The organism is Nostoc sp., from assembly GCF_036917515.1.
Lineage (GTDB): Bacteria > Cyanobacteriota > Cyanobacteriia > Cyanobacteriales > Nostocaceae > Nostoc.
Genome location: NZ_JBALDE010000174.1, coordinates 1 through 22976, shown reverse-complemented (window position 1 = coordinate 22976; position 22976 = coordinate 1). Strand labels below are relative to the sequence as shown.

Here is a 22976-nt window from a genome sequence, read left to right as displayed (position 1 = left end):
TATTTCCTTTACTTTGTCCGTAATTATTTAGGCAGACAATGGATTAGTTTAATAGCTTCATAAAAATTACCTGTTATCTCAGATTCCGGTAATTCTTAGATGCAACCGATCAAAGATATCTCAGGAACCACAGAAAATCACTATGAAAAATACGTAATTCAAGAATATGAGTTATGAATTAGCAATTGTCTTAGGAATAACTTTTATATCATGTCCGGCTAATTAGTTATAATTCCCAATATTTATGCAGAAACCCCAAAAACCCTCCCCTCTGCCCCTCTGCCCCTAGAGCGGTCTTAATGATAAGTCTTTAACCGGACATGATATTACCTCCTAAGCTTATTTGATGTTATCTATAAAATAAATAGATAACTATAGTCGCATCAAATAATCGAAGCTAAAAAACTACATAGTCTGCGTTAATCTAGAGCGACTTATCCTGCTAGAATCACTACTTTATTGACAGCAAATAAATTGAGTTTGAGGTAAAAATGAGACACGAAAAACTTTCTCCTGGACTACTTTTGGCATATCAAGACTATCAAAATGAAGGAGATAAAGCTTTAGTTACACACAAGCGATCGCTTGGTATCATTGCCCACAAAAGCCCGGTCAAGCCCACTAAAAGCGTCGTTTTTATTTACTGCGACCCTGATGCAGACTTAAGTTATTTATCACAATATAATATTGAAGTCAATCAAAACTCCGGGAGTGTGCGGACAGCTTTCTTACCCATAGAGAGTTTAGATGTCTTATCTGAAGAAGATGTGATTCAGCGGATTAAGCCATCACGCAAACTTCATTTAAGGATGGACACTGCAATGAAAACAGTCAAACTGCCAGAGTTCCAGAATAAAACCGGACTGACTGGAAAAGGAGTAATCATCGGCATTATAGACAGTGGCATCGATCCGAAGCATCCCGCCTTTGCTGGACGAATTTTACACATTTGGGATCAAACATTGCCAGGCCCAGGAGTTATAGAGGGCGGCTATGGGGCTGAATTTACGGGAGCGCAACTGACAGTTTCTCAGGATACTGGTGGTCATGGTACTCACGTTGCAGGAATTGCCGCTGGTGCCGATGCTAGTTATAGTGGTGTTGCACCAGAAGCGGAATTAGTTGTCGTCAGGTCTGATTTACAGGATGCCCACATTGCTGATGGCGTGCGTTATATTTTCCGAATTGCTAGAGAGTTGGGACGCCCAGCAGTGGTAAATCTCAGCTTGGGCGGACACGCTGATGCCCATGATGGTAGTGATTCCTTATCCAAAGTTATCGATGCCGAAACTGGCCCTGGAAGAATTGTTTGCTGTGCTGCGGGTAACGAAGGAAACGACAACATTCATGGACAAGCAACAATACCCAGTGGACGTACTCGTGGTATGCGCTTTAATGTTCCTTTGAATCAAGTAGGCATAGTTTGGTTAAACGCTTGGTATGCCAAAGATAGCGAATTGGAAGTGTCTGTACGGAGTCCTAACGGTTTTGTCACCCCCTTTCAAAAAATCATTACTGAAGGTAATGCTGCCCAAGATTACCAATTACCAGATGCACGGGTGCAATTAGCGACACCAGCACCAGACCAAGCCAACGGCGACCATAATTTCTTTGTACAAATACGCGGTATTGACCCCTCGCAAGTAATGGGAGGTGTTTGGCAGCTGCGAGTCCGCAACACTTCTTCAACTGACACATGTTTAAATGTGTGGACACTAGATGACAGTTCATCAGTGTTTTTTACAGGTAAAAGTGTAAAGGATGCGTTAAAAATTGGTTCGCCAGGATCTGCTAGCAGTGCAATTACAGTTGCTGCCTATACAACTAAAACTAAATATACAGATATTGATAACCAAGTGCGAGAAATGGGGTTAGAACTGAATACTATTTCGGAATTCAGTAGTGAAGGACCTCTACGCAATGATGGACAGAAGCCTGATGTAGCAGCACCAGGAGCAATGATTGTTTCCACCCTTTCCGCCGATGCAAATTTTGACCGTTCATCAATGATTAATTCTAAGTTTGTGGTTCAGGCTGGTACAAGTATGGCAACACCGTTTATTAGTGGATTAGTGGCACTGCTGTTGCAGCGAGATCCTAAACTCGATCCGGCTGCGGTGAAAGACTTGCTACGTAAAAATAGTACCATTCCCGGAAAACCCGCAGGTACATTTGATGACAAATGGGGTTATGGAGTGATTAACGCTTTAAATCTGTAATTAGACTGAAAAAGGTAGATATTATTTCTGCACAAGGGTAGGCGATAAAAACTTACAACTTTGATAAGTTAGGGTAGGCAATTATTGCCTGCCCTGTTTACCAAGGAATTGCTGATGAATTATCAGAAACTAGATGCCGCTCTTGCTACAGCGCTGAATGATGTTCAAAATTCACAAGAAACTAGTTTGGGGGTTTTCATCCATACTGAACCAATTTTAGACTCTGCTGCAACTAGTTTTTTAGAAACTTTAGGCGTTAGTGGTGTTACCAGTGGGAAAGATATTTTCACAGCAACACTTTCACCAAATGCCATTTCTCAGTTATCAGAGCAACCTTGGGTGATGAGTCTGAAGCGATCGCAGCAATTACGTTTGGTTAATAGGAGAATCAATACAGGCAAGTTAGGCGTTTAATGGGCATTGCCTAACTTTATAATGTGTGGATAGTTTTTTGCTGTTACTGTGAATCCGGTTGTTGTTTTTCTGGAAACTTACACTTCACCTCAATTTCCAGATTACTTTCAGCAGAGCCTTCGGTAATGTAAGGAATACCTGCTTTGCCACCCAACTTAATACCAAATTTAAGTTTTATCTCCTCAATCTCAGCAGTATTAAAGTCTTTAAAAGCACTCAGAGCATAGATAGTATAAGAGCGAATCATTTGACGAGCTTGTTGCATCCGAGCGATCGCATCTGTTCGCACATCCTTGTATTCTATGCCATCATCGTCCTCCTCAATTTCCTGAGTTATTTCAGTGGCTGTGACGTTAATCTCAATCTGCTCAATTTCCCCGTCTGCTTGGAAAAATAGTTGCTGCACCTCTGACATAAGCTACCTCGATTAAAGTTTTGTAATGTATCTGAATAAATTTCAGCTTGCTTGCAGAAAACTAACAGATGGTATTGTTTCTAGTAACACAGTCATTGATTGTGTCTGTCAAGATTATCCCGCATTTACCAAGCCAAGGTGTGTTAAATGGCACGATACGCGCTTGTTATTGGCATCGCCGAGTATCTCAGCCCATCATTACCGCGTTTGTCGAAGACTACAAATGATGCTGAGGCTATAGCACAACTCCTAAAGCAATATGGTGATTTCCAGTCTGTGCAAAGACTACCACAAGGTCGGAAGACAAAAGTTACTGAGGCTGAAATCGGTCAAGAACTCAGAAAATTGCTGCTAGAGAAAGCTAAAAATAATGAAGCGCTGATTTATTTTAGCGGACACGGTTTTATCACTTCTGATACTTTGGGACAACAAGAGGGATTTTTAGCAACTTCTGATTGTCAGGTTGAAGTTAAGGGAAACCAAATTGTGGCACAAAAATATGGTATTTCCCTCAACAAGCTTAATAAATTAATCGGAGAATCTCAATTAAGTAGTTTGATAGTGCTACTCGATTGCTGTCATAGTGGCTATTTCCTAGAAAGAGAGTTAATAGAACAAACTCTGACCGCTTTTCGTTCCCTAAAAGATTATTACTTAATAGCAGCTTGTCGCCGTTTTGAACAAGCAGCAGCGATTATGAGTGAAGAATATAGTATTTTCACAGGTGCAGTTATTAAGGGATTAGCAGCTGAAAATGCAGGTAGTAGTGGACGAATTAGTAGCGATCGCTTATTTGATTTTGTCAGCAACGAATTGATAGGTTCAATACAAGAACCCATTCGCATGAGTTTGGGACGGCCAATTACTTTGGTAAGTTATCCCAAATTAGATATTCTTAAAGAAGAAATTGCTTTCAATCAGGAAAATCCCTATCGGGGACTTTATGCATTTGAATCAGAGCAAGCACAATATTTTTGTGGACGTGATGAAGCAGTTCGTACACTGGTTTCACGGTTAGCAGAGAGCCGATTTTTAGCTGTAATTGGCTACTCAGGTAGTGGTAAATCTTCTTTAGTGAAAGCAGGTGTCTTACCACAACTAAAAAGCGATCGCCTTCCTGGAAGCAGCAAATGGGCGATCGCATCTTTTACACCAGGAGAACACCCTTACGGAAAACTATTTGATATTTTAGCTCGACAACAGCAGCAAAATCAGCCACATATATTGTTTATCGATCAATTTGAAGAAATATTTACCCTTTGCCAAGATGATGAGGAACGCAAAGCTTTTATCCGCTTAGTAGCAGAAGAGGTAAAAACAACTGAGAGACAAACACGCATAATTTTGACAATTCGTGGTGATTTCTTAAAACGTTGTAATGACTATTTAGAAATTATTACTCTTATTAATAGCACTCCTCCCACATCATTTTTAGTACCACCGATGTCTTTTGTCGAGTTAGAAGAAGCAATTGAAAAACCAGCAAAGTTGCATGGTGTGAATTTTGAGCATGGTTTAGTGTCGCAAATTATGAATGATGTTGTCACCCGTCCGGGTGCATTACCTATATTGCAATATGCGCTTAAGGAATTGTGGCGAGTTTGCATTGAAGAACCTGAATCACCAGAACCGCTTTTGACTCGCAAAGGCTATGAAGAAATTGGTGCAGTTAAAAAAGCTTTAGACAAACAAGCAACAAATTGGTATCAAGGTTTAATGCCCCTAAATCAGGCTTTTGCACGTCGCTTGTTTATGGAATTGGTGCAATTAAGTGAAACTGGAGAAGTGACACGGCGGCGTGCTAACTGGGAAAGATTAGAATCAGTTGCAGATTCTCCACAACAATTGCAAAATGTTGTAGGAGCACTAGCGGGTTCTGAACAACGTTTAATTATCACCGATCAAAATACTGTAGAAGTTGCTCATGAAGCACTTTTATCTGAGTGGAAATTATTAAATAGTTGGATTGCTGAAAATATAGAAAATATTCGTCTCAGTCGTTCTTTAGAAGTAGATTGTCAGGAATGGATACAAAGATTTAATAAATCGGATGATGCACTGTTGGCTGGTGCAAAATTAGCTGTAATTTCTGAGTGGGTGAATAAGACTCAGCCAAGACTTACGCCATTGGAAGAAGAGTTTTTGCGTAAGAGTTTGGAAAGACGTGACAGAAAAATTCAAGATCAGTTAGAGCAGGAACGTCAACTTAGAGAACTAGCTGAGTCTCGACAAAAAGAAGCAGAAGCTAGAGCCATAGCCGAAATTGAAAAAGCTATAGCAGCAGAAGATAAAGCTAAAGCGGAAGCTGCAAGAGCAAAAGAAGCAGAAACCAGTGCTAAATATCAAAAACAACGAACTAGCCTGGCGATCACATCAGTCTTTGGACTGACATTCTTGGCTATTTTTACTGTAGGATTTGGAATCAAGGCAGAACAGAACAAAAATAAAGCTATTGAAGCCTTGATTTCTGAACCTATACAGCTTTTTGGAACGAATAATCAACTAGAAGCAATGATAGCAAGCATCAAAGCGCTAGAAGCTCTAAGAGAAATAGGTGCAGAAAACCATGATGCTATAGATAAACTTAAAACTTCTGTAATTGATAAAGTACGAGAGTCGGATCGTTTCCAAGGTCATCAACAAGAAGTTAATAGCGTAAGTTTTAGTCCTGATGGTAAAACCATAGCTTCAGCTAGTCTAGACAAAACAATTAGACTCTGGAATATTGAAAGTGGAGAATCAAAACCACTTGAAAAACATAAAGAGAGCGTCTGGCGTATTAGATATAGTCCGATGAGTGGGAATATGATTGCTTCTTCCGATATTGGTGGAACTGCTATTTTGTGGGCAGCAGATACTGGAAGATTTTTAAGATTCCTCAAAGGACATACAAACGTTATTTCCGATCTCAGCTTTAGTCCAGATAGCAAAAAAATTGCTACTGCTAGCTGGGATGGAACCATCAAGATATGGGATACATCCACAGGAAATGAACAGGAGACGCTGGAAAATCTTGGAGGTGAAGATAAAGTTTACAGCCTTGATTTCAATACTGATGGAACAAAGCTTGCTTCTAGTGGATACAAAGATGGAAGTGTAAAAGTTTGGGATTTGAACTCTAGAACTTCAAAAATTCTTGGCCGACATCAAAAGCCAGCAACCTTTGTCAGATTTAGTCCTGATGGTCAAATTCTTGCTTCCAGTAGTGACGATGGCATTATCCAACTTTGGAAAGAAGGTCAAGTATTAACTAGTATTAAAGCTCATGAAAAATATATATCTGGAATAGCTTTTAGTCCTAATGGTAAAATATTAGCTTCTGCTAGTGGCGATAGCACCATCAAATTATGGCGAATTGATGGTAGGCAAATGAAAATTTTAGAAACTTTAAAAGGTCATGAGAGTGATGTTGATGCTATAAGCTTTAGCCCTAAGAAAAATGACTATTTATTTATGGCTTCATCAGGGCAAGATCAAACTGTCAGACTTTGGAAATTTACTAACAAAACCCTTAATAATCATTACATAAATAACCTTGATGTATTACAAAAATATATCTGCAATTTCATAGGTAATTACCTAAATAAAAGCGAAGATATTACTTTAAAGAAAACGCATTATATCTGTGAAAAAATAAACAAATAATAAGGTAAAAAATGGCTAATTTGATATTTAGCGATAGAATTTCGGATCGTTTCCAAGGACATCAAGAAGAAGTTAATAGCGTAAGTTTTAGTCCTGATGGTAAAACTATAGCCTCAGCCAGCAAAGACAAAACAATCAGACTCTGGAATATTGAAAGTGGAGAATCAAAGATACTTACAGATCAGAAAGAGGGAATATGGCGTGTCAGATATAGTCCAATGAGTGGTAATATGATTGCTTCTTCTGATATTGATAAAACTGCGATTTTATATGCAGCAGACACCAGAAAATTTTTAAGAGCGCTCAAAGGGCATACAAACGTTATTTACGATCTCAGCTTTAGTCCAGATAGCAAAAAAATTGCTACTGCTAGCTGGGATGGAACCATCAAGATATGGGACACATCCACAGGAAATGAACAGGAGACTCTAGAAAATCTTGGAAGTCAAGATAAAGTTTATAGCCTTGATTTCAATGTCGATGGAACAAAGCTTGCTTCTAGTGGATACAAAGATGGAAGTGTAAAAGTTTGGGATTTGAATACTAGAACTTCAAAAGTTATTGTCCAACATCAAAAGCCAGCAACCTTTGTCAGATTTAGTCCTGATGGTCAAATTATCGCATCTAGTAGTAACGATGGCATTATCCAACTTTGGAAAGAAGGTCAAGTATTAACTAGTATTAAAGCTCATGAAAAATATATATCTGGAATAGCTTTTAGTCCTAATGGTAAAATATTAGCTTCTGCTAGCGAAGATAAAACCATCAAATTATGGCAAATTGATGGCAGGCAAATGAAAATTTTAGTAGAACATAAAGGCGGAGTAAACGAAATTAGTTTTAGCCCTAATTATCAAGAGCATCTTCTAATAGCCTCAGCAAGTCAAGACGCAAATGTTAGAAGTTGGAAAATTATCTTGGATAAAAATATTGATAGCTCTGAGGGTTATGACAGACTCTATATCAATATTATGGAAAACATAAGTATTGCTTCACGCAACGCCACAAGTTTTTTATCAAATTTTTTCGATTTTATGATTAATGCTATTCTCATTAATCCTACATGTCCAAAATGTAAATGTAACCCCAACGAGTGTAGAAATCATCTACCTAAATGTTGTCCTTGAAAATTGATGGAATGGTTGCCTTAAAATCATTTTAAATAATTTTATTGAAGATGGTAAAACTAAATATTGGTTTAGTATATTTATATTTAGTTTTTCAACACCCGAAAACCTGTTTTGTATAACTAGTGCTACAAATTAGCTCTAAAGTTTTCCCTTGCTAATTGCGAAAACTTTGTCATACTAACAACGACGTTGCAAGAAATTTAGCGGTTTTAGTAGTTATTAATTGAGAAGTGTAATGCAATAAAATATTCAAGTTGTAGACGAAGATCATAGTTTAAGCTATCTTAATTCATTTGAATTAATACAAATGTTCTATATTTCTACTGAGCAGCCACAGCATCCATACACTATCAACATTTTGTAAAATTCATCCCAAAGAATCAGACGATCCCCCTTACCTGTGGTGGCAGACAGTCCTAAACTGAAGATGAGAGTTGAAAGGCAGTCAGGAGAAATTTTGTGAAAAAAGTATTATCAATCATCCTTGGTGGTGGCGCAGGTACTCGGCTTTACCCGCTAACCAAACTACGTGCTAAACCAGCGGTACCAGTAGCGGGAAAATACCGCTTAATCGATATCCCTGTCAGTAACTGCATAAACTCTGAAATATTTAAAATTTATGTCCTGACACAATTCAACTCAGCTTCCCTGAATCGTCACATCGCTCGTACCTATAACTTTACTGGCTTCAATGAAGGGTTTGTGGAAGTGCTAGCGGCACAACAAACACCAGAAAACCCCAACTGGTTCCAAGGTACAGCCGATGCTGTACGTCAGTATCTGTGGTTAATGGAAGAATGGGATGTAGAAGAATATCTAATTCTCTCAGGCGATCACCTCTACCGCATGGATTATCGCCAGTTTATCCACCGTCATAGGGAAACAGGGGCTGATATTACTCTCTCAGTCATTCCCATCGATGAGCGCCGCGCCTCAGATTTTGGGTTAATGAAAATTGACGATTCTGGCAGAATAATTGATTTTAGCGAAAAACCCAAAGGTGAAGCGTTACTCCAAATGCAAGTTGATACAAGTGTACTGGGATTATCAAAAGAACAAGCCCAGCAACAGCCCTACATCGCTTCAATGGGGATTTATGTCTTTAAAAAAGAGGTTTTGTTCAAATTGTTGAGAGAAGGTATAGAAAGGACTGATTTCGGCAAAGAAATTATTCCTGATGCCTCTAAAGATTACAACGTTCAAGCTTACCTTTTTGATGACTACTGGGAAGATATTGGAACAATCGAAGCATTTTATCATGCCAACTTAGCGCTGACTCAGCAGCCCCAGCCACCTTTTAGTTTCTACGATGAACACGCACCAATTTATACCCGCGCTCGTTACTTACCTCCAAGTAAACTTTTAGATTGCCAGATCACAGAATCAATTATTGGCGAAGGTTGTATTTTGAAAAATTGCCGCATTCAACATTCAGTGTTGGGAGTGCGATCGCGAATTGAATCTGGTAGTGTCATCGAAGAGTCCCTACTCATGGGTGCAGATTTTTATCAAGCTTCTGTAGAACGTCAATGTAATCTAGAAAAAGGTGAAATTCCTGTAGGTATTGGTACTGACTCGATTATTCGCGGTGCCATTATTGATAAAAATGCTAGTATCGGTCACAATGTCAAAATCATCAATAAAGATAACGTCCAAGAAGCTGACCGCGAAAGTCAAGGTTTCTACATCCGTAGTGGTGTCGTTGTCGTGCTAAAAAATGCTGTAATTCCCGATGGAACAATCATTTAATAGTTAGAGTTAGGAGTTAGGAGTTAATGACTAAAAATTCTGATTATTCCTCACTCCTTACTTCTCACTCTTCACTTTTTTTGCTGATTGGTCTTCCAGGTAGCGGTAAGTCAACTTTAGCAAAACAATTACTGGCAGAATGCCCCCAAATGGCGCTAATTTCTACAGATGCCATTCGGGGGCAATTGTTTGGTTCCCAAGCTGTTCAAGGATCATGGCTACTAATTTGGCGCGAAATTGAGCGGCAATTTCAGCAAGCTATTTCCACAACTAATACAGCTATTTTTGATGCCACCAATGCCCAGCGTCGCCATCGTCGTGAAGTGATTACTTTCGCCCGTAACCAGGGCTTTAACCACATTAGGGGAATTTGGGTAGATACACCAGTTTGGCTGTGTTTGGCACGGAATAAAAAGCGACCACGCCAAGTTCCAGAAGAAATTATTTTGCGGATGCACCGTCAACTCCGGGATGCTCCGCCAAGCCGGGACGAAGGATTAGACAGCCTGAGCCGCTTATCAGAAAAATCGGAGTACGGGAATTGCGATTCCTTGGTGAGCGAGAACCACACTTGATTTTCTATATTTTTTGTTAATTTAAAATCAGATTCTTGATTCTTTTTGTTTGGCACTATACCAGGCAAATTAAACATCTCTCATCTTAAAAAAAAACATAACAGGAATTTCTATAGGAGGCTAGTAGATGGCTGCAACCGACTTCAAGGACTATTACGCTATTTTGGGAGTCAGTAAGACTGCCAGTTCAGAGGAAATTAAACAGGCCTTTCGTAAACTAGCCCGCAAATATCACCCTGATGTCAACCCAAATAACAAACAGGCAGAAGCACGTTTCAAAGAAGTTAGCGAAGCCTACGAAGTTATATCAGACCCAGATAAACGTAAAAAGTACGACCAATTCGGTCAATATTGGAAACAAGCTGGTGAAGGTTTCCCATCTGGCGGCGCTGGCCCCGATATGGGTAACTTTGACTTCAGTCAATACGGCAATTTTGATGAGTTCATTAATGAGTTGCTAGGACGCTTTGGTGGTGCTACCCCTCGTGGTGGGGCGCGACAAAGTCACTCACGAAGTTACTCTTACCGCACTTCTCCAGGTACCTCAACTAATTTTAACAGCAGCTTTAATGATTTTGGGTTTCAAGATGGAGGTGCGGGTAGTACCCAGGATAGTGAAGCTGCGATCGCTCTAACTTTTACTGAAGCATTTAATGGTGTGCAAAAGCGCTTCAGTTTAGGTAACGAAACAATAGATGTCCGCATCCCATCTGGGGCTAAAACTGGTACTCGTCTACGGGTACGGGGCAAAGGTCAAATCAACCCCATGACTCAACAACGGGGGGATTTATACTTAAAAGTCGAACTTCAGCCGCACTCGTTCTTCCAAATGGAAGGCGATAATCTGGTTTGCGAAGTGCCAATCACACCAGATGAAGCCACTTTAGGAGCATCTATTGATGTACCCACTCCCGATGGTTCAGTTAATGTCAAACTACCAGCAGGAGTGCGTTCTGGTCAATCGCTGCGTTTACGTGGTAAAGGTTGGCCTCTCGCCAAGGGTGGACGCGGCGATCAGTTGGTGAAAGTGGCGATTGTTCCCCCAAAAGACCTCAGCCAACAAGAGCGGGAATATTATGAAAAAATCCGGGCTATACGTACTTATAACCCTCGTAGTCATTTGAACCAAGTTAGACTGTGAAAATTTTGGATTGTAGAGACGTGAAATTGTGCGTCTCTACATTAATTAAGTATGAATTTATCTTAATTTTTCAACCTGCTACCGCTGCTCTACATTTTATACCATCTGAAAACAAGCTTTAAAGTAGACTATTATTACTTTGACGAATTTCAAGACAAAATTGAATTAGCAGGTGCTAGATTTCAGCCATTCCCCACCATGAAACCAGCATCTCCAGACCCAACCCTGCAATTGCGTTTGATAGAATACTGCTTAGATGCTGTACCAACTTTATTAGAAAAACTCAAACGCGATCGCCCGAAATTAGTGATTTTTCATGCTAAATGTTTGTGGGCTGCTATTCCTGCTGACTTACTAAATATTCCTACTGTTTGCTTCCATACAAATTTTCTGCTCCCGCCTCACTTTTTACCACCATTGTCACTACTATTAGCAGTCTATCCCCTGAACGATATTACTAAACATTTGCAAAGGTTCTACCGACACAATCAACTTTGGCAGCAATTAACTGAAAAATATGCGATGAAACGCATCAATAAAGCAGTGGATAAAATTTTAGAATTTAAATATAGGAGTAGTAGCTATCATATTTTAAACTACTAAAGTTTTTCTGAAAGATTTGTGGGCATTTGTTCAGCAGTGTTGAAACTATCTGCTAGTTACTTTAAGAGGAACTCTTTTACTAGTAAGCGCTTTAATCGCCTTTACACAATCATCGGCGATCGCACCGTTTATTTACACTTTATTTTTTCTCGATTTTCACAGAATTGAGTTCCGCAATGGGAACAGATATTCTAGCTGAAAATAGCCTACTAATTCAAGCAGCATTTTTCAATATGTTTATTGTTCAAGCAGTAGGATATGCTATTCAAAGCTTAACTAGAAACTTTAAAGGTGAGGGAGCTTCCGAGCAGTTAAAACCTCTAATTACAACTGGTGTCATAACCAGTATATTCCTTTCAGTTTCTGTGTTTCTGTTGCTATTTTGTATATTGTATTTCCAGAAAATATATTTGGGCTGTTAACTAACCACACTGAGATTACTGAAAATATCGTTAATTATTTATTTTGGTTATTACCTTGTCAGGGATTTTGTGCAATTAGTCTCATAGTAGAAGGGTACTTTATAGGGTTAACTGAAGGGAAAACCTTGCGTAACTCTGCCCTAGTTTCCTTGGGGGTAGGTTTTGCACCAGTAGCTATATTTGCCTGGTATTTTTACAGCAATCATTTGTTGTGGCTGGCTTTCGTTTTGTCTCAAATAGTCAGCATCATAGTATTTGGAGTACGGTTGATAGAAGATTTTGGGAATAGATTCTGCTTCTCCTACGAGTGTTGAAAATTAAGACCACGATCTTCTCTCATAGCGTGCGATTCGTTCTGTCGAAATAAGTGTAACCATTTAGGGATGACAAGTTGAGCATTATGCTCAATAACTCTCCTTTAGGTACAAGGGTGATGCATATTCCATATTCCCTATTTTGTAAGGTTTGGCATTTTACAGGGTAAAGCAGGCAACTCTGGGCATGTATGAAATGGACGTAGCGATCGCACTACCAAAAGACCTCAGTCAACAAGAGCAGGAATATTATGAAAAAATCCGGGCTATACTTACCTATAATCCCCGCAGTCATTTGCAGCAAGTCAGGCTAGTAGAGTAATCCAGACGCGGCGCAAGTTGGGATAAATCGGCATGTGGTAAAGTTTTAGCATGAGAAAACCTCACTGCTTTATAAGTAGGGCAGACATTGTCAATCTTATACCTTATACTCAATTGAATTGTTCTAACAATGTCTCAACACTGGCATTGTGATCTAGAAAAGAAAATAAATGCCAGTAGCGGAGTTTTCCTTCTTTATCTAATACAAACTGTGCTGGTAAAGGCGCTCCCAGTGCTTGTCCTACTTCATAGGTACGGAATATGCGACAACTTGGATCACTCAGCAACGGCATTTGTAAGCCTAAATCTCTCACAACTATTTGACTCTGCCGTTCATCGGTACTAGTAATCATCAAAACTTCTATACCGCGCTTTTTGAATTGCTCGTAATTCTCTTTCAAAGCTTTGATGTGAGGAAAACAAAAAGGACAATATTGCTTTTCGGTAAAGATGCGAGTAAAGGCGAGTAAAACTGGTTGCTTGCCTTTATAATCAGACAATTTTACTAAAGTACCATTGGTAATATCTGGCAGTTGAAAGTCTGGCGTTCCCACTCCCAATCTGAGTTGATGTGTTGCTGGAATTGGTAAAAAATTGCGGAAGAATCGCTCATTTAATAAGCCACTAAAGTCAGTTGAAGTCAGCATATTTTTAACCTTGATTCTTGACTATTTAAATACTATTTTATAAAAAACCACAGATATATACGGAGGTTAACATTGTTTAATGTGTATCTCTATTTATCTGTGGTTTTCATTGATTTTGCTCTCAACTTCAAAAGGCTCGATTAGAGTTTTTAGCTAGCAAAATTTAGACAGCAGAGAAGTAGACTTTAGACTTCACTGGGTCAGGATTCATTGTCTTATCACCAGGTTGCCAACCAGCTGGGCAAACTTCGTCAGGGTGAGACTGAACATACTGAATTGCTTGTAATGTCCGCAAGGTTTCATCAACGCTACGACCAAAAGCTAGATTGTTAATGGTGGCGTGCTGTATGATACCATCTTTATCGATGATGAACAGACCACGCAAGGCAATGCCTGCTGCTGGGTCAAGAACGTTGTAAGCGGCGCTAATCTCTTTCTTTATGTCAGAGACTAGAGGATAATTCAGGTCGCCGACGCCACCAGACTTACGATCTGTTTGAATCCAAGCGAGGTGAGAGAATTCACTGTCAACAGAAGCCCCAAGGACTTCAGTATTGATTTTCTTGAATTCTTCGTAGCGATCGCTAAATGCTGTAATTTCAGTAGGACAAACAAAGGTAAAGTCAAGTGGGTAGAAAAACAGGACGACATACTTACCGCGATAATCGGAAAGTTTGATTGTCTTAAATTCCTGATCTACCACAGCCGTTGCTGTGAAATCGGGAGTTTGTTGACCAACGCGGAGGCTTCCTTCGGTTCCATAAGTAAGAGACATTAACCTAATTCTCCTTTATCGGTTTAGTAGCGTTGGAATTTGGGTCAAGTAAAATTCACCCATCCACGCTCTCACAGTTTAATTACGATCTGTTACGACTATATCATACTCATAACGATTTTGAGTAGCAAATGCCTGATTTAGATACAAGAGAATGGTTGCTTACCAACGGCTTGGGAAGTTTTGCCAGCGGTACAGTTTCTGATATTCGCACGCGCACTTATCATGGCTGGCTGTTTGCTGCGACAAACCCACCTTCTGGGCGGACTTTGCTGTTTTCGCACCTAGAAGCTAGCTTGGAAATATTAGGAAGCGTTGTAGCACTGGGGACAAATTTTTGGAGTAACGGTCAGATTGAGCTGACAGGCTACGAGCAGCTACACCATTTTGATATTAATCCAGTTCCCAAATGGACTTGGGGTCAAGATAACTGGCAATTAACTAGACAATTGGTAATGCCCTATGGTTTGATGGGGACTGGGGATTGGGAATTGGGGATTGGGGACAAAGCCAGAAGGAGACAAGGGGACAAGGAGACAAGGGGGGATAAGCAATGGCCCAATGCCCAATTTTGCCATCGAATTTTAATTCAGTATCGCTACCAGGGAAGTCATACAGCAATTTTACGGTTGCGACTGTTGATAGCAGAACGTGACTTTCACCACCAGCAGACTGTTAGTCAAGAATTACAGTTCTCACAACTGCTAGGGCAACAGCAAGTCTGTTTGCAAGCAATCAATTCTGGGCGCTTCGGCATACCTTGGCATTTGCGCTGGACACAAGGAAATTATCAACCGGATGCAGTTTGGTATTGGGATTATGGATTGTCTGAGGAGACAAAACGGGGATTAGGCGACAAGGAAGACCTCCACAGTCCTGGTTACTTAATAGTCACACTCCAACCAGGAGATGCGGTGACTTTAGAAGCACGAGTAGGTTTTCCCGACTCAGTGCCAAGTGTTCTCACCCTCAAAACCTTTGCAGAAGTTGTGGAGGCAGAGCAAGAAAGGCTCTCACAGATTTTTGGATGGAGAGAGGGAGGTAGAGGAGCAGAGGGGCAGGGAAGCAGGGAAGCAGGGGAGCAGGGGAGAAGTTACAGTCAGTTTTTCCCCTCTGTCCCTCTGCCCCTTTACGTCTCTGCCTCTTATGCCCACTCTCCAATCTGGCAAAAACTACTCAAAGCAAGCGATCAATTTATCGTCTATCGAGCCTCAATTGCAGGTCCTACGGTTATTGCTGGTTATCACTGGTTTAATGACTGGGGACGCGATACATTAATCGCTTTACCGGGGTTGGCACTAGTTCCACAGCGCTTTAACTTAGCAAAGGGAATATTGCGAACTTTTGGACATTATTGTCGCCACGGTTTGATTGCGAATGCATTTCCCGATCTTAATGGCGAACCAATTTATAACAGTATTGATGCGGCGTTGTGGTGGATTGAAACTTTAGGACTTTATTTAGAAGCTACCCAAGACTGGGATTTTTTGGCAGAGCAATTCCCTGTAGTACAGCAAATCTATAAAGCATTTGTCGGTGGTACACATTTCAATATCCAGGTCGATGCTACAGATGGGCTAGTTAGTTGGGATGCTCGTGGTGTAGCCCTCACCTGGATGGATGTGGTAATTGGAGCACACCCCGTCACACCCCGTTACGGGAAGCCAGTGGAAATTAATGCGCTGTGGTATTCTGCTTTATGTTGGCTGAGTCAGTGGGCAGAGCGCTTGAGCCTGATGGAGTATGGCTCGCCAGTACGTCTTAATAAGCAAGCACAGCGTTATGCTAAACAAGCACAACACGTGAAAACTTCACTGCAAAAGTTTTGGAATCCTCAACTAGGTTATCTGTACGATACTATTGAGCCGGACGATCGCCGGAATTTTCAAATTCGTCCTAATGCCGTTTTGGCTCTATCACTACACCATTGTGGGTTTTCTGAACAGCAAGGATGTCAGATATTAGATTTGGCAACTACCAGCTTGCTCACCCCTTATGGTCTTCGCAGTCTCGATCCAGGAGATCCCGAATACAAAGGGAAATATGAGGGTAATCAACAGCAACGCGATCGCGCTTATCATCAAGGCACTGTTTGGGCTTGGCTAATTGGGCCATATATTCGGGCTTGGCAACGTTTTTATCCACAGCGGTCGCTGCCTTTTGATTGGCAACCCTTGCTAGATCATTTTTTATTTGACGCTTGTCTTGGTTCTATTTCTGAGATTTTTGATGGCGATTCACCTCACACACCTAGAGGAGCGATCGCTCAAGCTTGGTCAGTTGCCGAAGTAATCCGCCACATTAAATAGTTGTAGGGATACAGATGGTCTTGGATAATTATTCTTGATTAATATACATTCACAAATTAATATTGCTATTTTGAACCTACAAAACCCTTATTATACAAGCTTTTTATTAATTTATCTGATTATCCAAAAGTGACTAGAGATTTTCGATTATTTCACAAACTGAGGCCGCAAAACCAAAGATGTTTATTTTCTTCTGTGAGAAAATAAAATATGAAAAAAGTTTATCAACGAGATGTAGTATTCTTGATAGTAGGAATGTATTTCAGGCTTAATTAGATCCTTTACAGGATGAATGATTGATAGTGCAATTACTATATTATAAAGCTGATTTTACATCTCCTTCTTATAAAACACATCATATCTTGATGCTAAATAAGCCTAAAGAAGTATAGATATGAATTAAGAAATAAATTAATAAAATAAAGTACAAAAAATCAAGTTCACGTAGGAAGAATTGTAAATAAAGTGACTCAACCTAATAACAAGACTAACCTTCAAGAGGAAACAAATTTAGGGACTTCCATTGCTCTGGCTACTACTACAGATAAATGGCAAGTATTGTCGTACAGTGCTCCAATTGTACCTATACATGCCGCTCTACTTCGTACTGGTAAAATATTCTTTTTCTGTGGCTCAGGTAACGATCCCAATCGGTTAAATACTCCCTATGACAGTGTGGTCTGGGATGTAAACAAGGGAACCTTTTCCCGTCAAACGCCTCCATTGGATAGTAACAAGCAACCGATGGATCTTTTTTGCGCTGGTCACTCTTTCCGCCCTGATGGTCAGTTACTAGTTGCAGGTGGAACTTTGCGCTATGACCCATTTTATGGTTCACCCTATGCTTTGATGTTCGATCCCATTACTGAGAAATGGGTCAAGATACTATCAATGAATAATGGTCGCTGGTATCCTACTGTGTTAACACTAGGCAGCGGTCGAGTCTTAGCAGTGTCTGGGCTGGATAAAGATGGCAAGCTCAATAAACAACCAGAAATTTATTCTGCTTTCTTTCCAAATGGTTGGAACGCTTTTCCAACAACTAGTGGTTTACCAGCATACGCGCATCTGTTTCTACTAAATAGTGGAAAAATTTTTTATTCAGGTGGTCAGATGGGTGTTACTGGAGTGACACCAAGGATATTAACCCTGCCAGAGACATTTACACAATCCATTACAGAAAAAGTGGTGACAGGGCTGCAAGACATAGCTTTTGGCGATCAAGCTGCTAGTGTGCTTTTACCACCTGCACAAGATCAAAAGGTGATGATTCTCGGTGGAGGTAGTGGTAAGACAGCAACAAAGAGGGTAAATATTGTCGATTTAAAAGCTAGTAATCCAACTTACGTAGCAGCAAAGCCTTTAAACTATGCTCGGATGCATCACAGCGCAGTTTTATTGCCTGATCGCACAGTATTTGTTTGCAATGGTAGCAAAATGAATGAGGATACAAAACAATCAATGCTGCCAGCAGAAATCTACAATCCAGCTACAAATACTTGGACAGTAGTAGCTAAACAAAATGTCCCCCGTGTATATCACTCAGTGGCCTTGCTACTACCAGATGGTAGGGTCGTCACAGCTGGGGGGAACCCTCAACGGACGGTCAATGAACTGCGATTAGAAATCTACAGTCCTGCGTATATGTCGCGATCGCGACCAGTTATTCAGAGCGCTCCTCAAACAGTGACCTACGGGCAGCAATTTACAATTCAGACACCCCAGGCTGCGAATATTAAATGGGTTAGTTTTATTAGACCAATGGCAACTACCCATTCTTGCGATACAGAACAAAGGTTAGTGGATGCACCCATTACTTCTAGAAACGCTACTTCTGTTAAGGCCACGGTAATAAACAATCGAAACATCGCACCCCCAGGCTGGTACATGCTTTTTATTAGTGACAACAATGGAACACCCTCAGTAGCAACCTGGACGCAAATATATTAGCCTTATCTGTTTATGTTTGCATTGCTACCTAATAAAAGTCATTAATTCTAGGAAGGAAAATATGAATTACAAGCTATCACGTCGACAGTTTGGACAATTGGCACTTGCTGGAACTGTAGTATCTGGACTTAGTTATCTCACCAAGAAAGCCTTGGCAGAAACACCAAGTTTAAATATTGTAGGTATAGGTTCCAGCCCGATGGTTACTACTGACCAAACGGCTATTACAGAGGTAAACACCACTGAATTAGTAGAGAACACTGCCTTAAACAGTGTAAGCACAGATATTAAGCCTGTAGGATTAGTTTTGCAATCCTTAGTTACAGGAAAGGCTCAGGTACTTACGGATAAAAGTACACCTCTGTTAGAGCCTAATGAGATATTGAGTGGTTTTACCTCTTTAAGCGATGGCACACTTGTTGTAGCCATTACCCCGGTTGCGATTAGTCAAAGACAGGCGACACCTACTCGTATTACATTTTTAGGTACGCCTATAAAAACTTTGATAGTCTCAGGACTTAAACAAAATCAACAGCTTGGGAGCTTGCTAGGTACTAATGATGGGCGACTCATTGGTCTAGTAGGTAAGAAGAACGGTACACCACCAATCAAATTGGTAGATATTAACCTTCAAACAGGAGAGATAAGTTCTATTAGTAAAATTAAATTCCTGGACGATGAGCGGGTCGACAATTTAGCTGAGTGCCCAGATGGAATACTTTATACCTCTATAGTTGGTGCCTATGGTGATACAACCCTGGTGCAGTTAGATTCAAATCAAAAAAAGCCCATTAAACTAGGACAATTGAAAGTTAATGGTCAAGCATGGAATAATGGCTTACAAAGCTTAGTTTGCTCTGCAACGGGTCAACTCCTCGCCTTTGGAGCTATGAGATATGAGACACCTAATGCTGTGTATATTGTTGACAAGAACAGTGGAAATATGACTCGACTACAAGACTTTGATACTACTCAGATTACGCGTGCTCGTGCTTAGAAAGAATTGAGATGATATCTCTAGCAAAAAAATTGCCTAGCCCTCATCTTTACTTGAGGGCTTTTTATTGGCATTGATTGGTACAGCTTATTATTAAGAATATTTTTGACTTATTTTCTAATTAGTTACCCCTGGAAATTCTGATTGATACAGAACAACAGTAACTCAAACAAATTTATAATGATTTTGATAGATAGCTTATATCAGGAAAAGTTTTTGAAGTTCAAAACTTACTCATTAGATTCTCCTTTGGAGTACAGCGATCGCCTACACAATTGCAGTTTTAGCTGGTCGCAACTCCCGAAAAATGGGACTATAACAATATGTTGGTCGGTTTCAATAATTTTAAAGTTATGCACGCCGACATAGTGCTTTTTAGGTTGGATTATATGAGTGTTTATGGGTAGGTGCTATGGAGTTTTAGTCAGATTTGGCGATCGCACTTGTGCGTCTCAAGCCCGGTAAACTACCCTATTTTCAGCGGGGTTTACGTACTATGACGCTTATTCAATCAGCGCTCTAGCCTCCTTGTCACCCCGTCAGGCTTGGGTCATTTATCATCTCCTACTTAATTGGTACTGGGCAATTTAAGCCATCCAGTAGACCGGAGCGCAAAAAGGGCAGATAATGATTCTGCCCTTTAGACGTTATAACTTAATTTTCGATCTTAAAGTTTAGTAGCGCGATCTATTGTATCCACCGCCACCACCGCCGCGACGATCACCACCAAAAGAACCACCTCTATCTTCCTTTGGTTTAGCTTTATTCACTTTCAGGTCGCGTCCCATCCACTCAGCCCCATCAAGAGCATCAATGGCAGCTGTTTCTTCAGCTTCTGTGCCCATCTCTACAAAGGCAAAGCCGCGTGGACGTCCTGTTTCACGGTCAGTAGGTAACTGAACCCGCTTTACAGTACCGTGTTCGGCAAACACAGAATTGAGGTCATCTTGTGTAACCTCGTAGGATAGATTACCTACATAAATTGACATGCATTATCTCCAAAATCATAGGTGTGTAGAGATTTAGATTTCGGAGGCAAGCTTGTTAAGACCAAAAGGGAAAAGCCTGTCAATACTAAAAACAAACAATGTAACCGAATTTTATTCTCACTTGATTACCTTAGCACATCATTGAGTTCTTACCCACTGTAACTAAAGATTGGGGATTAGAGATTGGGCACAAGAGGTAGAGGTGCAAAGGGGCAAAGAGGAAAACTTACTGCAACTTTTCCCCTGTTTTTCCACTTCTTCATCTCCCTTAGTACCGAGTCTCCTCATAATATTGATTAGCAGAAATTCTCCAAATAATTGCAAAATAAATGCAGTTAGTCATTGTTACTAATTGGAAATGCCGACTACACTTGCTGACGCACAAAATTTACTTTCTGACCTGATCGCCCGCTACTGTGGACGTGTAGATTATCTGATGATTCGCCTGGAAGAAGCAGAAGGGACTGATATCTTGTTGCGTGGCGACAAGGTGGAAACTCTCAGTGAAGGCATCTCCATTGGTGGACATATTCGCGCTTGTTATAAAGGCGGATGGGGGTTGAGCTGCTTTAACCAACTAGCGACAATCAAGGATCGCATAGAAGAAGCGATCGCTGCTGCACGGATGGTTGGTGATGAAGAAACTTTACTTGCACCCATTGATCCGGTGCAAGCAGTATGCATTCTACCCCTAAAAGGTACCGATCCCCGAAAAATCCCACTCTTGCAGAAAAAACAATTGTGCGATCGCTATGCCCAATTGCTCAAAAGCGTCGATAGCCGGATTACCACTACCTCAGTGCGTTACGGTGACAGCGCCCAAAAAGTAATCATTGCTACTTCCGAAGGCACTTTGATCGAGCAATCTTGGGTGGATATGGAAATGCGCTTTGCCGCCACCGCTAGAAATGGCGAAACCGTACAAACTGGACGGGAAACTACTGGCTCTCGCAAAGCTTACGAAGATTTAGCTGGTTTGGATGAACAGGTAAAAGGTGCAGCTCAAAGAGCGATCGCCGCTTTATCTCTACCACCGGTCAAAGGCAATACTTACACTGTAGTCATTGACCCAATTCTTACGGGTTTATTCGTCCACGAGGCCTTCGGACATCTTTCTGAGGCTGATATGGCTTACGAAAACCCCGATCTGTTGGAAGTTATGACCATTGGACGGCGGTTTGGCCCAGAAGAACTGCAAATTTTTGATGGTGCGGCTCCAGAGGGACATCGCGGTAGCTATTTTTACGACGATGAAGGTACATCTGCCACTACTACTCAACTAATTAAAGATGGAGTTCTAGTGGGACGTTTACATTCTCGTGAAACTGCTGGCAAATTAGAGGAAGCGCCTACAGGTAACGCCCGCTGTCTTAACTATCACTTTACTCCCATTGTGCGGATGACAAATACTTGGATTGAACGGGGTAAAACACCAGTCACAGACTTATTCACCGATATCAAAGAAGGAGTTTATGCCCGTAATTGGTTGGGTGGGATGACGAATGGGGAAATGTTCACCTTTAGTGCTGGGGAAGCGTGGATGATTAGGAACGGCAAAATTGCTGAACCTGTTCGGGATGTGACGCTTTCAGGAAATGTATTCCAAACTTTAGCGGATATTGAGGCACTTGGCGATGATTTTTATTGGGATGAATCCGGCGGTTGTGGTAAAGGAGGGCAAAATGGCTTGTCAGTGGGTTGTGGTGGCCCTAGCCTCCGAATTCGAGATGTAGTAGTTGGTGGAGAAACATGAACTATACTGCTTCAGTCGTAAGAATTATAATCTGCAAAAGAATAGGAATTGATTTTGCCATAACCTCTGCTAGACAAACACCAGAATTAAGTATAGCGATCGCTTTGCACTAATGCTTAACGTGAGCCTTCAACAAAAGCTCACGTTAATGCTTAAATTTTTAAGGTGAGTAACAACATCCCTCCCAAGTATGAAATTAACTCACAACTATAGGTAGTAGCGCTAGTAATTAAAAATAGCTAGTCTAGGTAAAGTTGATTCAATATCCACTCTACTTTGATTCATAACACTAATCCTCCGTGGCGCGTGCTGGGGATTTACTGTTAGTCTGGATAGTCCAAAATTATTTATAATTAATCGCTTGCGGACTCGCTACTACTGCGCTAACGTAATTCGTAATTAAAGACTGTTTCAGACTCTTATTTAGAGCCAAACTGAAATAAAGCCACGTATATATAAAAAAGGGCAATTACCTCAAAAATTACGAATTACGAATTACGAATTAATAAAATGTTCCGGTGTTGCATAATAAAGGGATGAGGAGAGGGTTCATACTGTGCATTGTCCATACTGTAAGTCTACGGAGATTAGAAAAAATGGAAAAAGAA

At 40.6% G+C, this 22976-nt stretch carries 18 protein-coding genes and 1 pseudogene; 15 read left to right on the top strand and 4 right to left on the bottom strand.

The window, feature by feature from the left end; translation table 11 throughout:
• Positions 1–491: 491 nt before the first annotated feature.
• Positions 492–2219, top strand: a complete 1728-nt coding sequence (locus V7K89_RS23115) for a S8 family peptidase (RefSeq protein WP_335191306.1) — start codon at positions 492–494, stop codon at positions 2217–2219.
• Between the two features lie 114 nt (positions 2220–2333).
• Positions 2334–2633, top strand: a complete 300-nt coding sequence (locus V7K89_RS23110) for a hypothetical protein (protein WP_335191304.1) — start codon at positions 2334–2336, stop codon at positions 2631–2633.
• Positions 2634–2676: 43 nt separating this feature from the next.
• Here the strand turns inward: V7K89_RS23110 and V7K89_RS23105 are convergent, their stop codons facing one another.
• The gene (locus tag V7K89_RS23105) at positions 2677–3048 is read right to left on the bottom strand and encodes a CU044_2847 family protein (protein WP_335191302.1); all 372 of its coding nucleotides are present in this window, start codon (positions 3046–3048) and stop codon (positions 2677–2679) included.
• Positions 3049–3195: 147 nt separating this feature from the next.
• On the opposite strand from V7K89_RS23105, the gene V7K89_RS23100 reads away from it, so the two are divergent.
• The 9 genes and pseudogenes from V7K89_RS23100 to V7K89_RS23070 form a co-directional block, all read left to right on the top strand.
• Positions 3196–6693: an nSTAND1 domain-containing NTPase gene (locus tag V7K89_RS23100; protein ID WP_335191300.1), complete on the top strand. Its 3498-nt coding sequence runs from the start codon at positions 3196–3198 to the stop codon at positions 6691–6693.
• An 11-nt stretch (positions 6694–6704) separates the two neighbouring features.
• On the top strand, positions 6705–7820 hold the full coding sequence (locus V7K89_RS23095) for a WD40 repeat domain-containing protein (RefSeq protein WP_335191298.1): 1116 nt from the start codon (positions 6705–6707) through the stop codon (positions 7818–7820).
• A 462-nt stretch (positions 7821–8282) separates the two neighbouring features.
• Positions 8283–9572, top strand: a complete 1290-nt coding sequence (locus V7K89_RS23090) for a glucose-1-phosphate adenylyltransferase (RefSeq protein WP_335191295.1) — start codon at positions 8283–8285, stop codon at positions 9570–9572.
• Positions 9573–9598: 26 nt separating this feature from the next.
• Positions 9599–10147 (top strand): AAA family ATPase, encoded by a 549-nt coding sequence (locus tag V7K89_RS23085; RefSeq protein ID WP_335191293.1) that lies wholly within the window; start codon positions 9599–9601, stop codon positions 10145–10147.
• Between the two features lie 127 nt (positions 10148–10274).
• Entirely contained in the window at positions 10275–11288 is a 1014-nt protein-coding gene (locus V7K89_RS23080) for a J domain-containing protein (RefSeq protein ID WP_335191291.1), read from the top strand.
• A 198-nt stretch (positions 11289–11486) separates the two neighbouring features.
• Entirely contained in the window at positions 11487–11891 is a 405-nt protein-coding gene (locus tag V7K89_RS23075) for a hypothetical protein (RefSeq protein WP_335191290.1), read from the top strand.
• 49 nt (positions 11892–11940) lie between these two features.
• On the top strand, positions 11941–12090 hold the full coding sequence (locus V7K89_RS36025; RefSeq protein ID WP_442941742.1) for a DUF5989 family protein: 150 nt from the start codon (positions 11941–11943) through the stop codon (positions 12088–12090).
• A gap of 150 nt (positions 12091–12240) precedes the next feature.
• Positions 12241–12627 (top strand): MATE family efflux transporter, encoded by a 387-nt coding sequence (locus V7K89_RS36020; RefSeq protein ID WP_442941741.1) that lies wholly within the window; start codon positions 12241–12243, stop codon positions 12625–12627.
• Between the two features lie 202 nt (positions 12628–12829).
• Positions 12830–12949: pseudogene (locus V7K89_RS23070) on the top strand (J domain-containing protein); the annotation flags it as partial.
• 109 nt (positions 12950–13058) lie between these two features.
• On the opposite strand, the gene V7K89_RS23065 reads toward V7K89_RS23070, so the two are convergent.
• Together V7K89_RS23065 and V7K89_RS23060 are read right to left on the bottom strand one after the other, a co-directional pair.
• Positions 13059–13595: a peroxiredoxin family protein gene (locus V7K89_RS23065; RefSeq protein ID WP_335191289.1), complete on the bottom strand. Its 537-nt coding sequence runs from the start codon at positions 13593–13595 to the stop codon at positions 13059–13061.
• 163 nt (positions 13596–13758) lie between these two features.
• Positions 13759–14370, bottom strand: coding sequence for a peroxiredoxin (locus V7K89_RS23060; RefSeq protein WP_335191287.1), 612 nt, complete (start codon positions 14368–14370; stop codon positions 13759–13761).
• 131 nt (positions 14371–14501) lie between these two features.
• Between V7K89_RS23060 and V7K89_RS23055 the strand changes: the two genes are divergently transcribed.
• The 3 genes from V7K89_RS23055 (at position 14502) to V7K89_RS23045 (ending at position 19626) form a co-directional block, all read left to right on the top strand.
• A complete protein-coding gene (locus V7K89_RS23055; RefSeq protein ID WP_335191285.1) occupies positions 14502–16679 on the top strand; it encodes an amylo-alpha-1,6-glucosidase in 2178 nt (725 codons plus the stop codon).
• Between the two features lie 465 nt (positions 16680–17144).
• Positions 17145–18629 carry a galactose oxidase-like domain-containing protein gene (locus V7K89_RS23050; RefSeq protein ID WP_335191283.1) on the top strand — a complete coding sequence of 495 codons (1485 nt, stop codon included), beginning with the start codon at positions 17145–17147 and terminating at the stop codon, positions 18627–18629.
• A 61-nt stretch (positions 18630–18690) separates the two neighbouring features.
• Positions 18691–19626 (top strand): hypothetical protein, encoded by a 936-nt coding sequence (locus V7K89_RS23045; protein WP_335191281.1) that lies wholly within the window; start codon positions 18691–18693, stop codon positions 19624–19626.
• Positions 19627–20300: 674 nt separating this feature from the next.
• Here V7K89_RS23045 and V7K89_RS23040 read toward each other — a convergent pair.
• Positions 20301–20615 (bottom strand): RNA recognition motif domain-containing protein, encoded by a 315-nt coding sequence (locus V7K89_RS23040; protein ID WP_334854549.1) that lies wholly within the window; start codon positions 20613–20615, stop codon positions 20301–20303.
• A gap of 358 nt (positions 20616–20973) precedes the next feature.
• Here V7K89_RS23040 and V7K89_RS23035 point away from each other — a divergent pair, with 358 nt between their 5' ends.
• Entirely contained in the window at positions 20974–22368 is a 1395-nt protein-coding gene (locus V7K89_RS23035; protein WP_335191279.1) for a TldD/PmbA family protein, read from the top strand.
• Positions 22369–22976 lie beyond the last annotated feature (608 nt).

Coding starts and splice junctions, on each gene's coding strand:
- V7K89_RS23080 (WP_335191291.1), top strand. CDS start 10,275: ATGGCTGCAACCGACTTCAAGGACTATTACGCTATTTTGGGAGTCAGT.
- V7K89_RS23060 (WP_335191287.1), bottom strand. CDS start 14,370: ATGTCTCTTACTTATGGAACCGAAGGAAGCCTCCGCGTTGGTCAACAA.
- V7K89_RS23065 (WP_335191289.1), bottom strand. CDS start 13,595: ATGCTGACTTCAACTGACTTTAGTGGCTTATTAAATGAGCGATTCTTC.
- V7K89_RS23115 (WP_335191306.1), top strand. CDS start 492: ATGAGACACGAAAAACTTTCTCCTGGACTACTTTTGGCATATCAAGAC.
- V7K89_RS23100 (WP_335191300.1), top strand. CDS start 3,196: ATGGCACGATACGCGCTTGTTATTGGCATCGCCGAGTATCTCAGCCCA.
- V7K89_RS23075 (WP_335191290.1), top strand. CDS start 11,487: ATGAAACCAGCATCTCCAGACCCAACCCTGCAATTGCGTTTGATAGAA.
- V7K89_RS23105 (WP_335191302.1), bottom strand. CDS start 3,048: ATGTCAGAGGTGCAGCAACTATTTTTCCAAGCAGACGGGGAAATTGAG.
- V7K89_RS23040 (WP_334854549.1), bottom strand. CDS start 20,615: ATGTCAATTTATGTAGGTAATCTATCCTACGAGGTTACACAAGATGAC.
- V7K89_RS23110 (WP_335191304.1), top strand. CDS start 2,334: ATGAATTATCAGAAACTAGATGCCGCTCTTGCTACAGCGCTGAATGAT.
- V7K89_RS23055 (WP_335191285.1), top strand. CDS start 14,502: ATGCCTGATTTAGATACAAGAGAATGGTTGCTTACCAACGGCTTGGGA.
- V7K89_RS23045 (WP_335191281.1), top strand. CDS start 18,691: ATGAATTACAAGCTATCACGTCGACAGTTTGGACAATTGGCACTTGCT.
- V7K89_RS23085 (WP_335191293.1), top strand. CDS start 9,599: ATGACTAAAAATTCTGATTATTCCTCACTCCTTACTTCTCACTCTTCA.
- V7K89_RS23095 (WP_335191298.1), top strand. CDS start 6,705: ATGGCTAATTTGATATTTAGCGATAGAATTTCGGATCGTTTCCAAGGA.
- V7K89_RS23035 (WP_335191279.1), top strand. CDS start 20,974: ATGCCGACTACACTTGCTGACGCACAAAATTTACTTTCTGACCTGATC.